This window comes from uncultured Nonlabens sp. (assembly GCF_947495285.1).
In the GTDB taxonomy this organism is placed as follows: Bacteria; Bacteroidota; Bacteroidia; order Flavobacteriales; family Flavobacteriaceae; genus Nonlabens.
Genome location: NZ_CANLXZ010000010.1, coordinates 60290 through 84489, shown reverse-complemented (window position 1 = coordinate 84489; position 24200 = coordinate 60290). Strand labels below are relative to the sequence as shown.

General features: G+C 35.9%; 14 protein-coding genes. 10 read left to right on the top strand and 4 right to left on the bottom strand.

The annotated features are described in order from the left end of the window. Positions 1-157: 157 nt before the first annotated feature. Genes Q0838_RS05990 through Q0838_RS05975 form a run of 4 tightly spaced genes read left to right on the top strand, consistent with a single transcriptional unit; the run spans position 158 to position 8442 of the window. Entirely contained in the window at positions 158-2818 is a 2661-nt protein-coding gene (locus Q0838_RS05990; RefSeq protein ID WP_298952370.1) for an N-6 DNA methylase, read from the top strand. 20 nt (positions 2819-2838) lie between these two features. Then, the gene (locus tag Q0838_RS05985; protein ID WP_298952368.1) at positions 2839-3240 is read left to right on the top strand and encodes a hypothetical protein; all 402 of its coding nucleotides are present in this window, start codon (positions 2839-2841) and stop codon (positions 3238-3240) included. Beyond that, a complete protein-coding gene (locus Q0838_RS05980; RefSeq protein WP_298952366.1) occupies positions 3233-7492 on the top strand; it encodes a strawberry notch C-terminal domain-containing protein in 4260 nt (1419 codons plus the stop codon). Before Q0838_RS05985 ends, Q0838_RS05980 begins: the two co-directional genes overlap by 8 nt. Then, positions 7492-8442 (top strand): AAA family ATPase, encoded by a 951-nt coding sequence (locus Q0838_RS05975; protein ID WP_298952364.1) that lies wholly within the window; start codon positions 7492-7494, stop codon positions 8440-8442. The genes Q0838_RS05980 and Q0838_RS05975 overlap by 1 nt, the downstream gene beginning before the upstream one ends. 1 nt (position 8443) lies before the next feature. Here Q0838_RS05975 and Q0838_RS05970 read toward each other — a convergent pair whose 3' ends face one another. After that, complete coding sequence (locus Q0838_RS05970) at positions 8444-11725, bottom strand: hypothetical protein (protein WP_298952362.1); 3282 nt, start codon at positions 11723-11725, stop codon at positions 8444-8446. Between the two features lie 140 nt (positions 11726-11865). Here Q0838_RS05970 and Q0838_RS05965 point away from each other — a divergent pair, with 140 nt between their 5' ends. The 6 genes from Q0838_RS05965 to Q0838_RS05940 are packed head-to-tail and all read left to right on the top strand — an operon-like array spanning position 11866 to position 14884. After that, positions 11866-12879 (top strand): hypothetical protein, encoded by a 1014-nt coding sequence (locus tag Q0838_RS05965; RefSeq protein ID WP_298952359.1) that lies wholly within the window; start codon positions 11866-11868, stop codon positions 12877-12879. Further along, positions 12872-13198: a hypothetical protein gene (locus Q0838_RS05960; protein ID WP_298952358.1), complete on the top strand. Its 327-nt coding sequence runs from the start codon at positions 12872-12874 to the stop codon at positions 13196-13198. The genes Q0838_RS05965 and Q0838_RS05960 overlap by 8 nt, the downstream gene beginning before the upstream one ends. Before the next feature lie 3 nt (positions 13199-13201). Continuing rightward, positions 13202-13516, top strand: a complete 315-nt coding sequence (locus Q0838_RS05955) for a hypothetical protein (RefSeq protein ID WP_298952356.1) — start codon at positions 13202-13204, stop codon at positions 13514-13516. A gap of 9 nt (positions 13517-13525) precedes the next feature. Beyond that, positions 13526-14146 (top strand): hypothetical protein, encoded by a 621-nt coding sequence (locus Q0838_RS05950; protein WP_298952354.1) that lies wholly within the window; start codon positions 13526-13528, stop codon positions 14144-14146. A gap of 2 nt (positions 14147-14148) precedes the next feature. Further along, on the top strand, positions 14149-14394 hold the full coding sequence (locus Q0838_RS05945; protein ID WP_298952352.1) for a hypothetical protein: 246 nt from the start codon (positions 14149-14151) through the stop codon (positions 14392-14394). A gap of 4 nt (positions 14395-14398) precedes the next feature. Beyond that, positions 14399-14884, top strand: coding sequence for a hypothetical protein (locus tag Q0838_RS05940; RefSeq protein ID WP_298952351.1), 486 nt, complete (start codon positions 14399-14401; stop codon positions 14882-14884). Between the two features lie 66 nt (positions 14885-14950). On the opposite strand, the gene Q0838_RS05935 is transcribed toward Q0838_RS05940, so the two are convergent. The 3 genes from Q0838_RS05935 to Q0838_RS05925 form a co-directional block, all read right to left on the bottom strand. Beyond that, entirely contained in the window at positions 14951-15523 is a 573-nt protein-coding gene (locus Q0838_RS05935) for a hypothetical protein (RefSeq protein ID WP_298952350.1), read from the bottom strand. Positions 15524-15665: 142 nt separating this feature from the next. Next, on the bottom strand, positions 15666-17654 hold the full coding sequence (locus tag Q0838_RS05930; RefSeq protein WP_298952349.1) for a UvrD-helicase domain-containing protein: 1989 nt from the start codon (positions 17652-17654) through the stop codon (positions 15666-15668). Between the two features lie 94 nt (positions 17655-17748). Continuing rightward, a complete protein-coding gene (locus Q0838_RS05925; RefSeq protein ID WP_298952348.1) occupies positions 17749-24084 on the bottom strand; it encodes a DEAD/DEAH box helicase in 6336 nt (2111 codons plus the stop codon). Positions 24085-24200: the final 116 nt, after the last annotated feature.

Sequence of the window (24200 nt, the reverse complement as noted above, 5' to 3'; positions counted from 1 at the left end):
TACTAGAATTCCCCATTTTCAACTTAATTACAAAATAATCCCAACGTACCGAAGTACATTTCCGTAAGGTCATTCACGCGCCTCTCAAATCTATATTTATCCTAAATCAAATAGAAAACGACCCTCCTAAGGAAGTAGTTTTTGAGGTTAAGGACAAATGGAACTATCAATTACACATAACGAAAACAAGAAAGGAATAGAGCTTCTCTTTAGCGAGAAGTTACCTGAAAAGTTAATGACCTTCCTTAGAGAACTGGGCTTTAAGGAGTCATTAAAGGATAAAAATACGTGGTATGCAGATGCGCATCCAGCCTACAAAAGTTTTGCTACTTCCTTAAGAGATGCGTTTTCTCGTGGCGATCATTGGGAAACCGTTGCGGTGTACCCATCGTTTCAACCTTCCTTAGAAAACATTGATAAAAGCAAATTCAGTTTTGTTTCTATTTCCTATCGCGGTGCCGAAAAAGCCGAAACTAAAGACTATGTTTTATTCGATCCCTATAAGAAGGTCGCTACAGAAATTGCAAATCAATATGCCATTACCAAGTATGGTGATGACTTGCAAAACATAGAAGTCTCTCCCAGAAACTATAAGCGTAAAGCCCGCATTCTATATGACAATAGGCAAATTATAAATCGTATTAAGGTGGATGAGAAAACGGAAAAAGAAAACGAACCTGCTAAGGAAGTAGAAAACGAACTTCCTATAGAAGACAGCAAAACTAAAATCGAAGAACCTACTGAAGAAGTTGCTACAGAAAATGACTCTGGTTACAAAACGGATAAAGAACGACAAATTTCTACTCGTGAGATTTTAAATGAAGTAATTGGCAAGCTTGCGATTTTAGAAGACAGACTTGAAGGCGAAGATGAAACCATTATAGCTACCACTATTTTAGATTTAGAAGATGCTGCGGAACAATCCAGTAATCTCCGTTTTAAAAACGAACTTTTAAAAGCGCTCCAAAATTTTAAAGACTGGATTTTTGATTTGACCTTTTCCACACGCACAATGGCTTTAATGGAAATCAATCGCTTGAATCAATCACTCGAATTACCATTTTTCTATCTCAAAGAGGATGTTCCTAAAACGCTATCCGTATCTAAAGATATTTTTAATCGGGATCATATCGTGCCTAATGTTTTAGTACCATCCAAAGCTGGCGAGCCTTTTCAATCTGGCGGACTCAATTTGAGTGACGCCAATTTTGTGAGAATGAAGTTTAAGCGACTTTACAACATCACAGATGAGACTATTGACCAGGCCTCGGGATTAGATTTATTCCGCTTGTCACAAATGGCACACCCAAATGATTATGGAATAAACGTCAATCGTTCTGCAGTACTTCGTGAATGGGAAAGTCGCGGTAGTGAGGCGTTTGAGGAAATTGGTTATCCCACAGATTTGGATTATCCCTTTGTAAACGTTCACGTTGGTTACAAAAGTGTTTCCACTTTAGCTTCTCAAATAGGTGCTTATGATGATAGGCATCAATGGTGGTCTGCAGTAGAACATTCTAGACCTATTGCAGATTTAGCGAAAGGCATTGTGATTATAGATTCCTTATTAATGGAATTGGTTGAAAAGAAACTCGAATTAGTAAATCCAAAAACAAACAAGCCTAAGACTGATAAGAAGTCTAAAGAAGCTTTCAATGATATTGAATGGGAAATTAGCCGATTGGAAAGATCTAAACTGGTCATTCAGGATTATATGAACAAGGATTTAGAGGCTGAAGAATCACTTCCAGAACCAAAACCTCAAAAAGAAAAGAATAAACAACCTAATGACTATCTCGATAAGGTCATCGCTATTATGCATACCGCTTTCGCGAAAGCGGAACGCCTATCAAAAAAGAAAATTGAAAAGCTTAAAGAAGAGACGAACGCACCAACTATGGGCGCACTTTGGGAAGCAGTAGAACTGAGCTGGCTACTATGGTACAAAATGCTCTATAGAGAACCGATTCCTTTTGAAGCACGACTCAAAAAGATGGTGCTATTCTGGAATAAAGCACAACCAACGTATGCCTATTCAGACAGTAGCAAAGAACTTTATAAGCAATATTCCACGCCTTGTCCTATTGGGGCAATCGTCGCACAATACACAGGAATGGACGAAGCTGAATTCATTTTTGAACCGAGTGCTGGAAACGGATTATTACTCGTAGGAGCTAATCCCAGAATCACACACGTCAACGAGATTGACAAAAGCCGAAAGCAATCGTTGGAGCATCAAGGATTCGGTAGGATCACTTCTGACAACGCTGCAGAACCTTTTCCTGAAATGATGCACAAAGTTCACGATGTCGTGGTAACTAATCCGCCATTTGCGAGTTGGGATGATACGAAGTTTGATAAAGAACGAATCATTCAGAAATACTTCAACAAGCATCGTGGATTGGCTAATCATATTCGCCTGGAACATTTAATGGCTGGATTGGCATTATATACTATGAAAGATGATGGTAAAGCAGCTATTATCATTATGGGCCACGTTTATTTTGGTGAAGATGGACTCTTTGCAAAATATCGTCCATTTTTCAATTGGTTGTATCGTCATTACAAGGTGGACGACGTAATCAATATGAACAGTTACAAACTCTACAACAAACAAGGCGCGGTCACAAAAACGATGCTTATTCTCATAGGCGGTCGTAAATCTAAACCTTCTGGAGTAGCACCAAATAAAAGCGAACAACCACATTTAGAAGATATGGTGGAGACCTTTGAAGATCTCTGGGAGCAAACAAAATCACACATCAAACCAAATATCGACACCATTATAAAACAGCTTAAAACCGCACGTACAAAATGATCTATTTCAACAATCAACTAATGACAAACGACACGAGTGCAAAGCTCTTTATGGTTACAAATACCAAACCTTTTGAACGCTATGAAGATCACGAAGCTGCGCTTTACATTCAACTACATCAACTGGTGGAGCACGCTTTCGCGAAAGGTGAAAACCCAATTGCTCTTATTGAGGATTATCTGGAGTTGGTCTATACCGAAGGGAAAACGGTAGCAGAAATCGCCGACTTCTTAGCCAATACGGACAAGATGCAACTCGCACTCTGGACACTCAAAGAGAGCTGGGATAAAATGGACGATAGCGCACCTCAAGATTCTCTACTTTATGGAAGTGGAATGGACAAAGAAGAAGCGATTCAACTGTATTCAGAAATCACATTACGAACCTATTTAGAGGCATTAGCCCAACATAAGAATGAGTAATCAAGAATTAGAAATAGAACAGGCAGACTTTAAACAAGATGCAGAAGAAGTTGCAAAACTGGCCACACAAGAAAGTGCTTTAGTTGAATACGTTCCAAAATCAAAAGCACCGTACCGAATGAACACGCTCATTCCGCGCAATATGGCTTTTGAGGTTCAAAAGTCGCTGAACAGTATTGTGAAGTCAAAAGGCAATATTGACAACTATGTGCGAAATAAGCTGAAGTACGAATCCACTAAGCAATTGTGGAATGGCTTAGGTGCTGAACAGGTAGATGCGGTTGGTTTGTATCTCAAACAATTTGAGAATGAGCAAGGCATTATTATAGCAGATCAGACAGGAATAGGAAAAGGTCGGCAAGCTGCTGCGGTGATACGACACGCGGTTATGAACGATTATATTCCTGTCTTTTTTACTAAGAAGCCAGACTTGTTTACAGATATGTATCGCGATTTAAAGGCGATAGGTTTTGAAAATATCAGACCCTTTATTGTGAACACAGATACCAATGCAAAGATTAAAGATGCAGACGGGAATGTGATTTTTAGTCCGCTGAGCAGTTCTGCTCAAGCTGACTTGATTTCAAACGAAATTGAATTCCCTACTGAAAGTCCAGAGTCTATAGAGTACCATAAAAAGATAGGCAAGAAATTGCCAGATCCAGACAAAGTACCGACGATTAAAATACCACTCACATTAGATCATTTACCACTCGGTTACGATATGATTTTTGCGACTTATTCTCAGGTACAATCGGCACATCCATACAAACGTATGTGGATTGAAAAAATGGTAACTAACGGAATTGATGGAAGTAAAAAATACAAGAAGCTCATCTTCATTCTCGATGAGTCGCATATGGCTGGCGGTTTCGATTCCATCATCGGTACCTGGATGCGTCAAGTATTACCAGAAACTAGAGCCTGTTGTTTCCTAAGCGCCACGTTTGCAAAATATCCAGAGGTGATGCCTTTCTATGCCAAGAAAACCGCTATTGCTGAAACTGGTTTAACTGATTCCAACTTTGTACGTTCAATGACAAGTGGTGGATTAGCATTGCAAGAAATTGTAGCGTCAAATCTTTCAGAAAGTGGTCAGCTCATTAGACGTCAGCGTTCTAATGAAGGTATCAATGTGGATTACATCACACTCGATGCTGAACCACAAAGAAGCAAAAGTCGTGAGAGCGTTAACCGCATTATTAGTTTAATGAATGATGTCGTGGCTTTTGAACAGGAGTTTGTTGCGCCATTATTAGCAGATGTTCACGCTTCTGCGAAAGCGCAAGGCGAGCATATGTCCTCTAAGCCAAGAGGTCTTGGTGTGAAACAATCGCCATATTTCTCTCGAGTGTTCAACATTATTGACCAGATGCTATTTGCTTTAAAGGTTAAAGATGTAGTAGCACATACTATCAAATTACTCAAGGAAGATAAAAAAGTAGTGATTGCTTTTAAGTCTACAATGGGTGCGTTCTTGAAAGATTTGAATTTAGTAAGTGGCGATGTGATTCCTAAAGAACAACTGGACTTTGTTAGGACTTTAGTCAAAGGACTCGATGGAATTTTCAATTACAACTATGTAGCGATTGATGGTGAAAAAACCAGAGAGCGAATCCAGTTGGAAGAATTACCTCAAAATGGAATTGAGAAGTACAACGATATTAAAAAACGAATGTTATTAGAAAGTTCTGGACTTTCTATTTCGCCTATTGACGAGTTGATTCATTTATTACAAACGGAAAAGAAACCCAAGCACTTAGGTGGTCATTCGGATATGTTTTTCAAAGTTGCTGAAGTGACAGGTCGTAACCAACGTATTGATTTAACAGAAGATGAAGCGGTTGTAGAATCTTTCCGAAGTAATACAGAAAAGTCTTTTAGATTGTTCAATAGTGGCAATTATGATGTGTTGCTTATCAATCAAAGCGGTAGTACGGGATCTTCTGCTCACGCAAGTAAAGATTTTAAAGACCAACGTCAACGAGCAATGATTGTACATCAGTTTGAATTGGACATCAATACCGAAGTTCAAAAACGTGGACGAATCAATCGTACAGGTCAAGTGAACTTGCCAGAGTACTACTATATCACAAGCGACATTCCTACGGAAAAGCGACTGATGACAATGCTTAAAGCCAAATTAAAATCGCTGGATGCCAATACAACAGGCTCTCAAAAAACCAATGACGATACCTTAAAAAGCGCAGACTTCTTAAACAAATATGGAGACATTGCAGCGTGGAATTGGGTTGATGAGAATCAGGAAATGATGGAGCAATTAGGCTATCCTACCTATCAAAAGAAAACAGATAAACGTGGATTCATATCTTATGAACGTAATGGTTTTAAAGAAGGCGCTATCCGTCAATTAACAGGAAGAGCTGGATTACTTAAAGTGGAAGACCAAGATGCTTTGTATGATGATTTATTAGAACGTTATGACCATCAAATCAAGTTAGAAAAGCAACAAGGCACGTACGATTTGGAAACCGAATTCCTACCGCTCGATGCGGAAGTAAAAAAGCGATTCTTATTCCAAAAAGGTCAAGGTGGTCGCACACCATTTGGTAAAGACACCGTGCGTGATATTACCATAGTGAATAACTTGAAACGTCCGTTTACCAAACAGGATATTGATGAACGCATTCAAGATGCGCTTGATGGAGAAAAGCCAGTTCAAGTGCGTTTGAAGTTAGAAGATCAAATCAATGAGGCTTATCCTAAATTGTTAGAAGACCGAAAAGCAAAGCGCTTTAAAGTCATTGAAAAGCTAAAAGAAGATCGTGAACTACTACCACAACGCGGAAGTGGAGAAACTGAAGAAGAAAACGAAAAGATTCTATCGGACTGGAACAAGTTGGAAGCGCTTATCAATCAAAAAACTTCGCAGCTCGCTACTTATATCGCTGGTCTAGAAAACATTCAAGGCATCATTCTGCGCTACATCAATATGTGGAATATTGGTGATGTTATTCGTGTGCCTTTTATTGGTACGACCATTAAACCATCTTGGGGAATCTTCTTAGGTGTGAGCATTGGAAAATCTGGAAAGAACCCATACACCTTAAGTAATATCAGTTTAAAATTTGGCGTTACGGATTCCCGTAAGATTTTAACCTACAGTTTACAGCCTGCCGAACAGAGTTTCATTAGCCAAGTGTTTACAGAGAGTCGTGGCATTACCGATGCCGATGTGCAAATGGTGAATCTGGAATGGAACGAACTCATTAAAAAAGCATCTTCCAAAAGAGAACGACGTCATATTTTGACCGAAAACATCGTAGGTGCTTCAGGTCAGATTGGTACTCAAAACAAGTTGATCAAGTACAACACCAAAGAAGGAACTATTAAAAACGGAATCTTATTACATCGCGACTTTGGTAAAGAAGGCGAAGCAGATTCGGCATTGCTACCTGTTTCTGAAGCCTATCCAATTATTAGTAAATTAGATTTAGACGACTTCTTTGCAGATCATAAATTGAGTTTTCGCGCAAAGCGAATAAGTGATAATTACTTCCAAGTCTATCTTGATAAGCGAGATCTCTATCCAGCGGTCATTGATGAAAAGCTGCGCTCGCTATTGAGACGTGAATCTGGACAGTCGCAAGATGAATTGCCAGACTTTGTACAAAATGCTGGAGATATGACTGGCGCATTACATTTGGAAAATTTACAACCGTTTTTAAATCGACTGGATGCTTTTCAAGTGCAGTATATGGGTAAAGCGCGTGAGTTAGAAGATTGGGAAATTGAAAATGAAACCGATTGGAAAGCACAAACCAAACAGAAAAAAGGAAACTTCAAATATCAGTTAGGTCGTGCGTATGGCCAAGGAAGTAATCCTACCATCGGTTTTGTTAGTTATGAAGAACCGACTGCAGATTATGAGTTTGGTCTCGTGATTTACAACCGTCCATTAACGGATAAGGAGAAATACAATTACTCGCTGATTCCGATTTTTAAGAACGTTGAAGAACCTTACCAAGATTGGAAAACGACTATCCTTCAGACAGGAATTAAAGATGATTTTAATGCCGTTATTGAAGAAGTGAGAGATCAACCATTACACGAAGCAATTGAGACAATGGGGTATTTTATGTTGAATAATCTACACGAAGATGGTAATGCTGAATTTGTCTTTGGTTATTATACAGCACAAGATCTCGGACGAGTATTTTATGAAGATACGATAACACCAATAGAAGCCATCGATAGACTTATTAATCAACTACAATTAGCAACTGCATAATGAACAATAGAAAATTAGATATCCCAGAAGTACAGCAGATTCCGCAGTTTATGAAAATTATGGATGATTTGAGTGTTGGAAACAATCCATACTTAGTTGGAAGTGCCGGAACAGGAAAAACTACGATAGGCGAGAAAATAGCTTATGCGATAAAAGGACGTGCCGAAAATGATGGTCAGGAATTACCATTCACTATTGTAAACTGCAATCAGTGGACCTCTCCTATTGATATTAAAGGTGGTCAAACTATTTCTGGTTACAAAGAAGGTGCTCTTATCGAAGCTTGGCGTGATGGAAAAGTTTTAATCCTGGACGAAATGCCAAAGCTTGATGCTAATACCGCTGGATTATTAAATGATGCCTTAGCAAAAAGTGCGCGTGAAGATGCTATCATCTTTAATGGAAATAATGAGCCTATTAAGAAACATAGAAACTTTGGTTGCATTGCAACTGGGAATGTTATTGGTAAAGGTGCAAGTGGAAACTATGTTGGGAATAACAAACAAGATGCGTCTTTGCTTGACCGTTTTAGCGGTTGTATTTATCGCATTGGTTTTAATGAAACCTTGGAACGACAACTTGTTTATCCAGCAGTTGTAGATATCTGTTTGACTATTAGAAAGGCTATCCTCAAATATGAAGGAAAAGAAGCTGGAGACGACGATACAGAAGATATTATGACACTTCGTACAATGCTCAACTTTGAACGTGCCTATGAGCTTGAAATGAAGCGAGAAACAGGAATGAAAGATGAGTTTGGAAAAACCTATCGCAAGATGCCTAATGGTAAAACGCTCAAAGACTCTTTACACAGTTATTTCATTGCAATGACCAAAGAAAAAGCAGAACACATTAAGGCTGAAATCAACCTTGAAGGATTCTTGAATTCTTATAAAAGTAGTGGGATGAAGCAGGCTTTTATTGTTGAGTTTAAGAGGCGGATTGGGTAAGTTATTCAATATTCTCAAAAGGGCTATTTCCGCCAGAACCATCTTCTGCCATATTAAACCTAATATCAAGAAATTCTTTGATTGCTTCAAAATTTGGGTATTTAGAAGGAATTACCAATCCGAAAGACTCTAATATTATTGGAATAGTATGCTTCATTTGAAAAGCAAACTCATCGGAAGTGAATGCTTCAATAGGAAACTCAATATAAAAATCATTTTCATCTTGCTCTCGTATCTCATTAAATATTTCTTGTTTTTTACTACGATATTCTTCTTCTGATTTAAATGTGTAATCTTCTAATTTTTTGTTCGATTTATAGTCTAATATAAAATTATTGATACTCAAGAAAATATGCCAGTCTTGCCAACCTTGAATTCTCAAATCCTTCACAAGCTTAATAAAGACATCATTTTTAAGCAACTTTGAGATTGTAATATGACTGTTTTTATGTAATCGCTTAAATCGTAAATCTATCTGCGATGTAAATAAGGCTTTGTCATATTTAGCACTAATTGAATCATCCCATTTCATAAATTGGTTAGTTGCTGGTAGGTCAACATTATCCAGAGACACAGAATCAAAATGCTCTCTTTGCAAACTATCAAACTTAGCCCTTGGCAATATTGATCTATACATTCTCTGATAAAGACCTACCTGAAGTGTTTTTCCTGATAGATCTGTTTTTTCAAATAATTGAATGAATGCAGTACTATACTCTTCATATTCCAAAAGACTGAGATTACTCAAAATAGTTCTCATAGCTGTTACACAGAAAGAGGTATTCATTACTATTTCAGCTTTTTCAGTAGTATCCAGCTCTTTCACGTAAACCGTCCATTCAATCTTTTCATTAGAGGGTTGTAGCTTTGGGGCTTTAAAAACATCACTCATTTCCAGATTTATAGAAACTCCACCTCGTATTAAATGAAAATCAGTTTTTGAAAGCGCCACTTCTGCCAGTACAATTTGCATTACTCCACAGAATTCCTCTGAAACCGCGTTCATCTCAAATGTATTTGAGAATTGTATTTCCCATCGAATACCCAAAGCATTAAAACAGATATTACGAATAGATCCGACATCGTTAATTGGACTATCCGTCAATTTATTAACTAAACTATTATTAATAGCATCATTGTCTGGAAGTAAGGTTTCAAGTTGGGTTAATACTTCAGGTACAAAGCCTTCTGCAATTTTACTCGTCAATCCTTTATGATACGTTATTAGCACATCGAGATTTGGTTCAATTTTTGGCACTACATAAAATATAAATGCTAAATCTTGCATAGCCTTAAATGGCATTATATCAATTTCAGCATCTAATTCTGATGCTCTAAACTCATTTCTGGCATTTAAGTAATCTGCAAAAGATAGTATTGCACTCATCCAAGAGCCTTGTTTGAAGTCTGAATGAAAGACTATGGATAGTGAATCTGCTATACGTTTTAGCATTTTACTATCGCCTTTATGAGCACTTGCCCATAATGCGCTAATGGCATAGTATTTTGCTGCCATATTTAGTCCTATGGAAGCGTAAAGTTGAGCAATATTAATAAGTGCAAGTACGTAACCTTCAAAACTCTCTTCAAGATACCAAAGTGATTTGGCTTTATGAAACGAATTCAATGCCTTTAAAGAAAAATTAGGATTTGTACTTTTAAGGTATTCTATACCTTTCTGGATTTCAACTTTTGCAGAACCATACGCACCATAACGTTGCGATACTATAGGCTCTATTTTCTCTATAAAATGTTCTAATGCCTCAATTATCCCCTCGTTTTTTTCACTTTCATTCTGAATTAACAATTTAATGTAGGTGTTGAGGCGATTGTTTAAAGAAGTGATATTGTAGAGTTGGGCATCATCGATATGAGACAATATTTTATAAAGAGGTTTTGTAAGTATTGATAGTTCATTTTCCACAAGATTACCGGCTTCAAGAAACAGGTAGTGCGTTGCTAAATTTTCTAAAAGATGACATAATTGGTTTGGGTCTTGGGCTTCGTCCAGACGTTTTAAAATGATCTTCTCGATGTCATCAAACCATTGTTTTACAACTTCCATAGTCAAGTCCGATTTATCGAAGGCTGTGGCTGCAAAAGCAATATTTATAAGGCTTTGAGCATCTTCTATCTCTTGAGAGGACTGAAAAATTTCAAAATCTTGAAAGTAAAAATCGAAGTAATCATTCATTCCTTTGACGCTACCTTCTGGAATAGTATTGTAATCTATAGGCTTTAGATTGAGCCATAATAATTCATATACTGCATTTCTTTTCAATTGATCATCGATGTTGGGAAGCTCAATATATTGAGTGAGTAGTCTGGCCCATTCATTAGAATGATTTAAGAGTACAGGATTATGTCTACAAAATCGTATGGCATCAATAATTTCAAAGAACTCGCCAGTAACTAAAGAATCAATTTTGACAGCATCCTTCCATTTATAGTAGCATTCCCAATACCATTTAAAATCTTCTTCTGCGATTTTCACAAGCAGTTCAGTCAGACTTTCTGAGGTTAGTTTTTTATTCACTGGATTAGTCTCTGAGGCTTTATCCCAAGCCTTAGCGATAAGTAATCCAAAAGCAGCAGTAACGTTTGACTTATCTATTTGAAATGGCAATTGTAGTAGTAATGTTTCAATATTACTTTTTGTATTGATAAATTCGCTTTCAGGATCTATGTTCTTAAAATCCCATTTAATAAGCTTTGTGAAATTCACCCAATCGTTTTCCGTTAAGGCATCAAATATTTCGGTAGCTTCTTCTAAAACTGAGTCTTCTACTTTATCTTCCAGAGCCTTAGTCCGCTTTGTAATATAGTCTGAAACTATACTTTTCACTTTTGCGGCACATCTATTTTGTAACTCTTCAGAGAAACTATCTTGATGCTCATACCATTCTCTTAAAAGCTCTGCATCATTATCGCCTTTTTTTTGAGCCACATTTGTATTCGCTTCAAACACAAAGGATTTATCATAATCTTGATAATCAGTTTTAGCGTGAAGCATAAAAAAGTGAGCGATACACTTATTTACTTCTTCACTGGAGAATGAAAAATTTTTTGAGTAAAGCTTGATCTGGCGAAATTTAGCTTCTTTAGCGATAGTATCTTTTTCAAAAATATCTTCTTCAAAATCGCAATAAATCTCATCATCTTTTTTTAGTAGAAAATTCTCTACCCAACTTTCTACTGTTTTTAATATTTGATAATTATATCCTCTCAATGATGCAGTTGCATCCGTATTGGTCTCAAATATGTGTAACTTTTCTATTCTCAAAATATTTTTCCTTTGGGATAAAAGTAGTTAGATATCTTATTAAATAAAAAAGTCTTAATTTTTTTGTGACATTCTACGTCCCAAACTACAATCTCATACCGCAACTTACATCACCTCAAAATTTACTTTTATGAGCATACGTGAGCGCACCGAAACAACATACCCTTAAAAGTCCTGATGGCAAATACAACTATCTTTTATTTGATAGTGTCTTTGCTTTCAATGCTTTTGTAGATGATGAGACTAAAAATCTATCGTCTGCAAATCAGTCGCGTTGGACTTTTATTAAAGAAAGTACCGATAGCCAACTACAAAGCGGAACAGATTGGTACGGCACACCAACACCCAAAACGGTTAAGGAACTTAACGAACATCGTACCTTTTTAGGGATGCCTCTGATTGCTAAGATTCAACCAAAAATCAAGGAAAAGCTCACACATTATTTGCAGTATCTCAACGATTCTGTAATGCCAAAACCAAAGATGGCTTATAACGATCGTGGTCTTGGCGTATTTTCTTTTGAGCGTGCTGCGATGGGAATGTATCAACAGTTTCCTATCAATACCACTTCGCCACTTAACACTTCTGTAAGCCAGATGAATATTGAGTTGGGCAACAAGAAAGTGATGACCTCTGTAAAGAGCGTGTTTGCCTATTTCAAGGATAAACAAATGTCTTATCAGTCGCTTCAATTATACATTATGGCTGGTGCAAATGCGCACGTAAAGGGTAACGATTTGCTTTATGTAGGTCTCGCTTGTGCAGAGCTTGTGGAGTTTATGGAATTGCGTGGCGTTTCGGTTGAAGTGAATGTGATGTTGGGTACTTCTTTCAATAATCAGGTCACGATGGGTTGTGTACGCGTGAAACGCTTTCAGGATAAACTGGATAAAAACCAATTGCTATTGATGAGTAGTGATCCTCGTTATTTCAGATTTCGTGGTTTTAAATCGTTAGTGGCGATGAGCAACTATTTCGGTCTTACGATTCCTTCTGGTTTGGGAACTATTTCAGCTAGTATGGGTACCGCTTTCGCGAAAGCAATCAACCCAAAAGGTTTCGTGTTTGAACAAAGTTATTCGATGGATTCGGCAGTAAAAGAAGTGTCACAAATCATTACTAATTATAAAACCCAGTTGCAGCCAAATGGATAAAAAAAACTTGAAGCAAAGTGTCATTCACAAGATAATGGACAGAGCGATTGAAATCAATAAGGCCTGTAAAGAACGATGTACAGATTTTCAGATTATGCTTTCGCGAAAGCGTAAAAACACTTTAATCCTGCGCTGGACAACCATTGATATTTCAAACGAAGATAATCCTGTGCAATGCTACCGTTATGAGTGTTTTAAAACTGATGGAACATCGCAATTGTGTTCCATTCATTATGCAGACCAAGAGGAAGCCAATGATTTTATCTGGTCGCTGGAACCGCTGTACCATCAACAATATGCCATCGATCATAAATTATAGAAAATGTATAAAACTAAGAATATAACCAAGGAAGCGCTAAAGGCGTTGAAGATTAAAAATCAAGATGAAATTGTAGATCTCACAGGCAGTAAACTTGATCCTGTAAAGGCTTGGGAAGTTATAAAATCAACTTCTGAAGATTTCAGCAAATCTGATGCAAAAGCCCAAGAAGCAGATGCGCTTTTATATGAGATGCTACATCCTAAAATGAAGCAGAATGATAACCGTAGCGATGCTAAAGAGATCATACGCCTTCAAGAAAAAGAACGTGCAAGAGCATTAGACCTCTTGGAACTAGAATTACTAATCGCAGCTTAAAAATAAACGATGACCATACAAAAATTACAAGCGCTCGATATGAGCAACGTACAACCTGAAGCGTTACAAACTGCTGTGCAGGACATACTGGATGACTACAAAGAAACCAATGATAAAAAGGCTTTTGAAGAAATAGCCAAAGAGAACATTGAAAAGGTTTTTTTGTTAGTAGAACGTCTTGCACCTAATGCTATAAAAGCTGAGAAATCAGAAAAGAAAGAAGCAAAAGAGTCTTCCAAAAAGGAATCTTCTGAATCTAAAAAGGATGCTCCAAAAAAGGACAAAGAACCAACTACAACAGTCAAAAAAGAACTGGATAGTTTGAGTAAAGACATAAAGGCGTGTCGGTTAAAAATCAAACGATTTAATGAAGAAAAACGCAAGAATGAGCCTAAGAAGCCCAAGCCAATGCGCCATACCAAAATCAAGAATCATTTTATCGCGATTGCTAATTTGATTCCGCCAGCGCACAAGGATAATGTGAAGATGCAGAAGGAAGCCGAAAAGATTCTGCTCCGCGCACACAGAGGTATTATGAACACCTATGGAATCAACTTTGTACGTGCCGAAGCTGGAGAACTTGCCATTAAGGAGAAGTATGACAAAATGGAAGAAAAAGCCACCAAATAACTATGAATAAAAAAGTATTAATCATTACAGGTGCTGGTCTAGCCATAGGTGTTGCAGAAGCGCTTATCTATTATAATTTAGGTAAGAACGCGAACAAAGAAAAATTTGCATTTCAAATCCCAAGAGGTGCCGAATTATTGAAAACAACCGGCATTATCATCGCGACGTCTCTCGCAACTGCTGCGCTATCAAATATCATTGAAAATGCAATGGTAGAAAACGAACAACTTATCCCAATAACAGCATAACACTATGAAGAAAATTGAACATAAAATAGTCCTTAAAAACAACAAACTTGATACAAAGCTCTTACTTCAACCCATTCAAGAAAAAATTGAAATCTTTGATAGAATGCACAAACTGTTAGAAACGGTTTCAGATTGTGAAAAAGGAAATCTATTGGAGCAACTTGAATCTCTTGATTTAGAAATCTTAGAAGATATAGACGAAGAATACGCCGATAAACTGGAGTTTAATGATATTGAAGAAGTTCTTGAAGATGAACCTAAACTTGAAAAAGTCACAACAGAGAAATCAAATAAACTAACTCAAAAAACAACTGACGAGACTATACTAGACGAACTTGTAAAAATGGGACGGACACAAGATATCGGGCGTTCTACCTTTAAGGATTTGGGAATTAAGACTATCTTGGGTTGGGAAACGGTTATTGGAAAGTATTGTGTCACTCGGACTAGTGTTTTCAGGTATCAGTATGAGGTTAAAATCTTAAAGTAATAGTGTTCATTATAATTGACTGTTCATTGTCACTTAACAGTCAATTATAATGAACGATTTAGACCCTTAACGCTCTGAATCTACATTAAACCAAGGCTTACCTTTACCAATAGCAAGATCCTCTGCAAAGAATCGATTTCCTAAACCGTCTAATGGTATATACGAAACTCGGATTCTGTCTCTAATAAAATCTAATCCAAGATTAGTTGGTTGGGTATTTCCACTAAGTAAATGCTCAATACCGCTTCTTAATTGACAGGACGTTGTAGATTTATATGGACTTGTTTTGTCTTCTGGCACTTCCCAATTAAAAGTTTTTAGTTTTAAGTGTTGCGCCAATCTGCTCTTAAACGTAGTTGTTTTGCCGACATAAACTAATATGCTTTTTTCATTCACATTCCAGTCCCAAGTAAATGGGTAAAGCTCGTTACCTGGTCCTTTTATTTCTAATAACCTATTAAGTTTCTCTACATCACGATCATTATTCAGCAACCAAAAAGCATAGAGTCCCTTTTTCTCTTTAGGAACCTTAGTGTACCTTATCTTATTTCCATTAAAAGTAACATAGTGAGACAAGGGCTTTGAAGTGTTGAAATCTAATAATTGATTTACAGTTTCATTTATTAAATTGTCATTCATAGACTACACTACTTTTTTATACCGTTCGCATATATCCATCATTTGAGCATTTTCAGGGAATTTACATAGACACGCAGGATAACGGTATCTTGTTATTTTGAAAATCAAAATTTTTATTCTGTTGCAATATGTTAATTCTGAGTTACTCAAATATCCAATCTGACTTTTCGCCAACACCTGTAATCATTAGCGTTTGAATTGCTCTTGAAAAAACTACATAGTAAAGAGATTTCTCTTGCTTAAGATATTCCTTTTTCTGGATATCTGAATAAACATCAAAACCAGGATGTCTAAATGGCACATAGTCCTTACTAAAACCTCTAACAAATAAATGTTTGAACTCGTGTCCTTTCAAATTGTGAAAGGTTGATACTATTATTGATTCACTTGGTCTTATTGTAGCCTTTATATCTGTGTACTTTTGTTGAATCTCGTTAAGCATTTTTTTGCTTTCATCAACTAATCGATTTGTTCTGCTTGCGATACAGATGTCACTTGGGTTAACATTATCATTACTTAGTAACTTTTCTATCTGTTCAGAAATATACTGATCTTCCTCTTCGGGACTTGAGAAAACTTGATACGTAGGATCTGAACCGTGCATTAGACTAACGTATCCTGTATTCGTTTCCTTCTCTCCATCAAAATCATCATACTGTGTATCTAATAATATGCTAACAGCCTTCTTTTTTATTTCTTCGGTAGTTCGATAGTTCACTTTTAATTTTCTTGATCTACGACCACGGATGTGAATACCTGACTTAGAGAAATTAATTTTTCTTCCATAAATGTTTTGAAATGGGTCACCAACCAAAAACAAATCATTCTCTTTCTCATTTACTAATACTCTTAATAGTGATAATTCAAGGTTTGAAAAGTCTTGAATTTCGTCGCAAATAATGTGAGAGAAAGGTTTTTCAACAGTACTTCTGAAATGTGCGATTAATAAATTACATAACTCAAACTTAGTGTAATTAGACTCTTTTGTTTTGACAAACTCTTCGCAAAGCTCCCAAATTTGAGTCTTGTCTTGACGACCAATTCTAACAGAACGACCAACTCTCGACGTTTTGTAGTATTCCTTAACTGATTTTACGGAATTTGCTAAAATCACATCATTATACTCATTTTGCAGAAAGTTTTCGTCAAATGTAGAGGGATTAAATTCAATAATCTCTTTCCATAGTTCTAGCTCTTGAGTGCTATTAATCATTCCTGACGTTTCATCTATCACTTTAAAATCACGAGCTAATTCAAAAATTAATTTGTCAATATTTGAAATTACTATTTCACTATCAGGTATGCTAAATTTTTCAGTTACGGTACTTAGATATTGCGTTAAGCTTTTTGTGAATGTTGTAAAAAGTATTGGCTTGTCAAATGATTCTAATTTTTGCGATAAGTACTTGGCTCTGTGTAATGCACAAACAGTTTTACCTGTACCTGCACTTCCCGTAACTTTTAATGGTCCTTTAAATTCTCCATAAGCTATAGAACGTTGAGAAGGATGAAGGAATAACTTCCATTTTTCAAAGTCTCCAGACAAAATATTTTCAAGCTCACTATCGTCAGTAAGTACATATACATTCTTTTGAGCATTAGGACTCAGTGTTTCGTTATCAGCAACTTTACCAGCTTCTATTTCTTCTAATATATCATCAATAGAAATACCTTCAGATAGATAGTATAGATATTCATAAACGTCTGATGGAAGATTAGACGCATAGCTTTCTAAGTGATCTACACGCTCAATACTTTTCACTAATTCAATAAGGTCGTTAGGTACACCTATACTTGTTAATTGATCGTCTGAATATGATGTATAAAGTAGCGTGGAATCCTTTACTTTAATGTCAGAAGATACAGACTTAGGTTGAGTTTTAGGACGGTCATACATTTGAAATGACTGCGTACTGGCATTCCATTCAAAAACTTTATTCTCAGCCCAATCCATTGCTTCATCGTGATTGTCTACCCAAAGTAAATGAAACCCATTACCTTCTTCTGGAGCTTGAATAATAGCACGGTATTTTTGATCTATTCTGACTGTTCTAAGTGATTGATCTTTGAATGTATTTATTTTCTCATAGTTGATAGCACTTGACTTAGGGTCTTCTTTGAATTTCTTCATAAACTCCCTAGTTTTCTTCTGTATCTTTCGAGGAAGAACAGAGAAAGCATCAAAAAATGAGTCGTGTATAAACAGTTTTATGGCGTGATTCATCTTATTTTTCTAATTTAAAATTGTCAGGAGTAAAAACCTGATATCCATTTTTTATAAATATTTCTTCTGATTCTGAGTCAAATGGGTTCACAACTAATTTTTTATCGTGAGAGCCTAATTCGGCAGATGCTAAAATGACATCATTATCCATCAAATCAAAATCTGTGTCTGCATTAAAATCAAAACCATTCTTAGCAAGTAGCTTGACTATATCGTGTAATTCTTCGGAGAAGTTAAGCAGTATCTTTTCGCTTACAGCACCTTCTGATATTGGCGTCTCTTTTTTGGTTTCTTTATCAAAAGAATGCACCTGTAGATTATGAAATTGCGTTAAATTGTAGAACCTCCAGAATAAAGCCCAATTATCTTTATCCCAAAACGGAACTGTTTTGTAATAACCATAGCCTTTCAGTTCAAAGTCTTTAGGGCGAATAAACAGGCCAAAAGTAGCTTCATCTTTTAGTAATATGCTATCAGCATAAACATAATTTGATAAATTAGGCTCATCCGTGTTTATGTCATTTAAACTCTTATTCTCTATTATTTTTTCAAGACTAGTCATTGAATAAAAATCATTTAAACTTCCACTTTTAGGAGCCAAAACAACTAAACTTGACCAGTTTTTATTATCAACTATTGTGACTGGATTTATAACGAGCTGAAAAAACCGTGTAGCATTGTTGTTGTAATAAAAGTCTTTTAAATCATAGCCTTTAAACTTAGGATGTTTTAGGAAAAACTTCTCTTTAATAAACTTCTCGTTTTGCCTTAAATCAGTTGCGCCTTTGCTAATAAAATTTAAACCTATGGCATCCTTATCATTAAAAATAGACTCTGTAAAATCGCTCCAAGTAAATATCCATTGATTATATCTACCAGACTTTATAATGCTGTTTCTAATTTCTAAATCTTTGGGGAATCGCTCGCTATTATTTTTACTTGCGTGATACTCATAACCATCAAGATAGATTACAATATCCTTGATGGTTTCGATTTCATCTAATGTAGACTTCTTTCCATCCTTAGTGAGTCCCACACATTTTAAAACAAAATCAGGACGTGTTTTCTTATCGATTCCAAAAAGCCACCTTTGTAAGTTTTGGGGATATACTTTATAGACAATTTCGCTACCATAGTAAACGAGTTTAAGTTTATAAATTTTAAGCCCCATTTCGTTATCTGGCTTAAAAGATGATCCTGGAAATTTATTCGCAAAATCTTCAAGAAGCGTTACAAACTTCCATTCTAAATCAGACTCTTCATTATTGCCGAATGTACTTACATTTTGAAGGCTTTCTATACTATTCCATTCATCCGTTTTTTCTAAGATATTAGAGAATAGTTCTTCAGCTTCAGAACGACTTAAAATGGTTCTCTCATATTGATTTCCGTAAGTGTAAATACACCTATAACAACCATCTTTCCCTTCCTGCTTACAAGAACAGAAAGCAATACGTTCATACGCTTTTTCTAAAATTTTTGTAAAAACAGTGGTATCAAAAAGCTTAGATAGATATCCTGTTCCTCCAGGAATAGTTTCATAGAAAACGAGGTATCTATCCTTTCTATTTGTCGTTTTATTGAATATCTCATTTTCTCTAATTAAGATATGATCTGGACGACCTTTAAAGTATTCTTTTAAACCTAATTGAAGACCTGCTTTAAATAAGGCAATACGTTCTTCAGATCTAAAATCTTCAATGGGAAGAAGAATAGATAAGGCTTCGGTATTGAATTTACGATACAAATAAATCTCATTAAAAACATCATCGATTGCATCCTCATAAAGCGCTTCTCGATTAGAACAATACGGAAAATGATAGGCTCTGTCTCTATTGTTTATCTCCCTTGCTGTTAATGGGCGTTCTGTTGATTTTCCACAGGTCTTACATACGACAAAACCTACCTGCGGATGCTTTGCTCCATTAATTTCAATCTCTCTGGTACCGAAGAAACCTTCTTCTCTAATACCAGTATTTATTTCTAAGTAGTCTACGTCTTGAAAAAATTCAATTCCAAATGGTACTCTCTTTAAAACGTGAGCACCTTGAGAAGAAGAATGATTAATTTTTATGTGTACCGATTTTTGATAAAATTTACGCTCTCTATCATCTGAAGAGTCTGTGATTTTGGAACGTTCTTTATCGTTAACCGATAAAACTCCTTGAAGTCTAACGAGAAATTTCCTGTTATTTAAACTAGACCAAGAACCGTGACCACAAATAGGACATTGGGTTTGTTGATTTTCTTCTACATCAATCTCTTTCTTCACGTGATCACAATTGCTACAAAAACGATGTTCTTCATAGTCTTCTTGTGATTTAATTTCTAAACCTTCAGATTTTAATTTGTGTCCTTGAGAATAAAAAGTATTCGCTGGAGCAAGCTCTGTCAACGCTGATGAACTAGGTCTAACTATTTCGCTAAAATCCTCATATTTATATTCTGTTTTACCATCAACTTCTTTCTTCCTTTTAATTTGGGCATTTAATGTAACACCAGTTTCAGGGAAAGCATAGTTAGGCAATACGCCTACATTAGTTAGATACTCAATAACATTACGATTATTAATATTATGGATAGCACTAGATAATGCCCTTTTCTCATTCTTTAGAATTATCGTTTCATTACCTGTTTCTGGTAAGTTTTTAAGTCTTTTAGTTACTTGTTTTACCTTGCCAGCATAGTAATCTAATTCGCTTAATAAATCTTTATGAATACGTGTTAGCCTATTAATTAATCGCCCAGAGCTCAAATCTTCAAATATAGATTCAAGACTAAGTGATTTTTCTCCTAACTGATCCTTATACTGATCAACAAACGATTCATATAACACCGTTTTATTGCTTTCTACATACGATGCTATTTTCTGAAACAAGAAATTTGGATCACCTGGTTTTAGTGATTTCAATCTCAACATTCTTATAAGCGGTGGTATTTTGTTTTCCTCTGGATCAAGTGTTGCCCAATTATCAAAACAAAACGCCATAAAGTGTCGTTTTAAAATATCTTTAGCTTCTAAATAGCAAGCTGGAGTTTTAATTTCTCCACTCATCATATCCTGTGGGTCTTGGAAATAATACAAATCGTGAGCATCACGCCCTGCAAGATTTAATATCATTGATGTACCACTTGATCTTCCTGCACGTCCTATACGCTGTAAATAATTTGCAGTTTCTGGTGGTAAGGATGAGTTAAAGGTAACGTTAAGATCACCGATATCAATACCCATTTCTAAAGTAGATGTCGCTACTAATACGTTGGTACTATTTTGTTTGGGTTGTTTTTTAAAGTCATATTCCAGTTTTTCTCGCTCGTTTCTATCAATAAGTCCTGTATGATCTTTTGCAAAAATCCGTAATGAGCGTCCACGATTGTAAACCATACGGTAATAATCTAATGGTGTGTTTTCTGCAACTTTATACTGGCCTTGACATCGGTATTGTAAACATTTCATTCCATCAACTAACGGAGCTTGTACTGCACCTGTATTGATTTGATGACCACATTTAGAGCATCCATAGTGTGCTACTTCTGCACTTAAATAAATACTATCCTCAGATAGTCCATAATTAGTTACTCCAGCTGCAACACGTTTATCTAATATTTTATTTGCGTCTAGATAATCTAATAATTGCGCGTAAAAGTCATTTATTAAAATCGTTTCTTCCTGAATAATCTCTTGAAAGCATTTTTTAAAATAAGCGCTAAACCAATTGTCTTTAGTAGTCGTTTGAACAACATCAAAAGCTTTAGTATTTGTTCCACTTGCAAGAGCTAAAAACTTGGGTAGTCTTGACGATTGCCCAAAATTTTTCATCAAGAAGTATTGTTTGTTAACATTTCCTCTGGTTCCTAAAAGATAGGAACTCGTTTTTTCTGTTCTATATTTTTTCAGGTATTTATGATCTACACCACCTTTCGTTCGTAGCCTGTGTAAGAAACCGTTTAAGAATTTCAAAAAAGGCTCTTTATCAATTGCAGTTCCAAGTTGATTTTCGTCTAACCAATATTTCATTTGGTCATAAACCTCACTCATTAACTCGGTATCAAAATAGGTTGCAGATGCTCCTGTTTTTTCAAGTGTACGACCTATCATCGCACTATATGAGAACTCAGACCATATTTCCCAAGACATTCTATTAGAAAACTCTTTGTCAAAAACACTGCTTAATTTTCCATCCTTATTTTTGTAATCGCTTATTTCTAATCTCGCTTCACAATCTGGCGGAAAAAACTTGTAATAATAGGCTTCTAAATTCCCTGTTCCTTCATCGTCAGAATGTTCTTTCCAGTGTTCTATAAATCTATCATATACCTGTGGTAGTGTAATAGGTTCTTTTACATCTTTTAATATCGCTTGTATCGCGTGACGCATACCGAAACGGAAGTTTCTATTTTCTATAAAACCTGCTTGATGCGCTGCATCTTGAACCCCATTAGTAAAAGCAAGTAATTTACGTTGTCCATCTTTTGTAGGATCTGTCGCTGTGGCAAGTACTTGAGCTGTTGCTATAGATTCTAAGGTTGGCACACCAGTTCCTATAAGTGCAAGTGTATTACGAGAATTACAATGTGGGCAGATTTTATCTATTCTATTTCCTTCAACAATACGTGTCCCTAATATTTTGAAATACTCATCACTCTCATAATTATCGTAAATACTTAACGAGTGTGGATGTAAATATCCATCTATCGCATCTCCAGAGTGTGTGTAATCAGATGCATAAACTTCTGGATAATCACGTTCTTCAAGACTGCTAATAAAATATAAGTTCTTGTTCTGGCTGTGCGCCATTAATTGTTGGCGTGTTCTGGATAAGTCTTCTTCAAAATGAGCGTTTTGCTCTTTCTTGATTCCTATCCATCCACTACCACCGCATTCTCTACAAAAGTATGGCGGTAAAGCTTTTACTGGATCGTTAGGGTTCATATCGCTTTCCCATTCAAAAACTGCTGTTGGTTGTAGTTTACGTACTATTTTGGATAGACTACGTAACCAGTATGTGATTTGCAGATACAAAAAAGGAAACTGTTTTGAACCAGATTGTTCCTTAGCATACGTTATAAGCGCCAGTAAAGAGCCAAAAAGTAAATGAATCTGTTTATCATCTAATTCAAGGCCTATTTTTTCTTGCCACCTTCTAAGCAGTGGTTTTATTTCAACTACTTTAGATTTTGAAATTTTCAACAGGTCAAAAAACCATTTGTTTTTTTTGAGTGCATCTCCTAAATCTTTAGGAGATAAGCCTGCATAACTCCAAAAAACCAATTGTCTTTCTAAATAGCTATCGTAGGTATCGTTTTCTTCAAAAGTGCAATTTTGAATCTGGGTAACATCAATAATAGGTTCTTCTATATTATCATCAAAAAATTCATCTGGCTCTAAACGCTGTTCTTCTATAACAGCATCAGTGGTAACTTTTACTCCAAATACTTTAGAAAAGAAATCTACCAGTTCTAGCTTCCCTTGATCTCCGCCACCCATTGTTGCAGATGTTCCTATGGGAATAATTTGATCTTTAGGCAGCTTGAGTTTTAGCTTTAAGCGACGTATTAAATTTGCAACATCAGATCCTTTTGCGCCGTCATAGGTGTGGAGTTCATCCAGCACTATAAATTTTAAAAGGTCTGTATTCTTAAAGTTGTGGCTCCATAGGTTATGAAATCTTGATTGCAGTAATGCAAAATCAAGCATCTTAAAATTGGTAAGCAGTATGTCTGGAGGCGACTTTACAAGCGTATCTCTATCTTCAATAATATGGTCTTCTCCCATACGCGTAGCGCGAGTTCCATTTTTATCTTTTCCTTCTCCTATAAAAAGTCCGGCACGTATTTTTCCTTTTAACTCACCATTATTAAAATCATTAATCTCTTCTGCTATCCTACGTGCTTGGTCTGTTGCCAGTGCATTCATAGGATACAGGATAATTGCTTTTATTCCTGGTTTATCTCTATGTTTATAGCAATAATCTAATAATGGAAACAAGAAACTCTCTGTCTTACCAGATCCTGTACCTGTTGTTAGTATTACAGGTTCGGGCTTATGGTCGTTACGTGTAGATAATTTGAGAAAAGATAAAAACTGATGATGATATGGATCAAAAGGTGGTTTTACATATAACGCTTTCGCGAAAGCGTCTCTGTCACCATCTGTAGTAATCTTGTCAAATGGCAGTCTTAACTGCATATATGGCCCTTTAAACATTCCCCTTCTTTCACTTAAAAGGAAATCTTCAAAAGACTGATCCAGTAACGGATCTTCAAAGTTGAAAGTAGATCTTAGATAATCTACCACCGCACGTTTTATTTCGTTTGCTTGTAGTAATGGTAGCATCTATATATTCTTATTAGTTATTTTTATCATTATTTACCCACTCTTTTTACCCACTTTACAAAAGCAGTATTACTTAAACAGCTGACTAACAGCGTTTAATCCTAAAATTATTTACC

Excerpts from the sequence above, each read along its gene's own strand:
- Q0838_RS05985 (WP_298952368.1), top strand. The coding sequence starts at position 2,839 with ATGACAAACGACACGAGTGCAAAGCTCTTTATGGTTACAAATACCAAA.
- Q0838_RS05955 (WP_298952356.1), top strand. The coding sequence starts at position 13,202 with ATGTATAAAACTAAGAATATAACCAAGGAAGCGCTAAAGGCGTTGAAG.
- Q0838_RS05980 (WP_298952366.1), top strand. The coding sequence starts at position 3,233 with ATGAGTAATCAAGAATTAGAAATAGAACAGGCAGACTTTAAACAAGAT.
- Q0838_RS05930 (WP_298952349.1), bottom strand. The coding sequence starts at position 17,654 with ATGAAGAAATTCAAAGAAGACCCTAAGTCAAGTGCTATCAACTATGAG.
- Q0838_RS05940 (WP_298952351.1), top strand. The coding sequence starts at position 14,399 with ATGAAGAAAATTGAACATAAAATAGTCCTTAAAAACAACAAACTTGAT.
- Q0838_RS05990 (WP_298952370.1), top strand. The coding sequence starts at position 158 with ATGGAACTATCAATTACACATAACGAAAACAAGAAAGGAATAGAGCTT.
- Q0838_RS05935 (WP_298952350.1), bottom strand. The coding sequence starts at position 15,523 with ATGAATGACAATTTAATAAATGAAACTGTAAATCAATTATTAGATTTC.
- Q0838_RS05925 (WP_298952348.1), bottom strand. The coding sequence starts at position 24,084 with ATGCTACCATTACTACAAGCAAACGAAATAAAACGTGCGGTGGTAGAT.
- Q0838_RS05975 (WP_298952364.1), top strand. The coding sequence starts at position 7,492 with ATGAACAATAGAAAATTAGATATCCCAGAAGTACAGCAGATTCCGCAG.
- Q0838_RS05960 (WP_298952358.1), top strand. The coding sequence starts at position 12,872 with ATGGATAAAAAAAACTTGAAGCAAAGTGTCATTCACAAGATAATGGAC.
- Q0838_RS05950 (WP_298952354.1), top strand. The coding sequence starts at position 13,526 with ATGACCATACAAAAATTACAAGCGCTCGATATGAGCAACGTACAACCT.
- Q0838_RS05945 (WP_298952352.1), top strand. The coding sequence starts at position 14,149 with ATGAATAAAAAAGTATTAATCATTACAGGTGCTGGTCTAGCCATAGGT.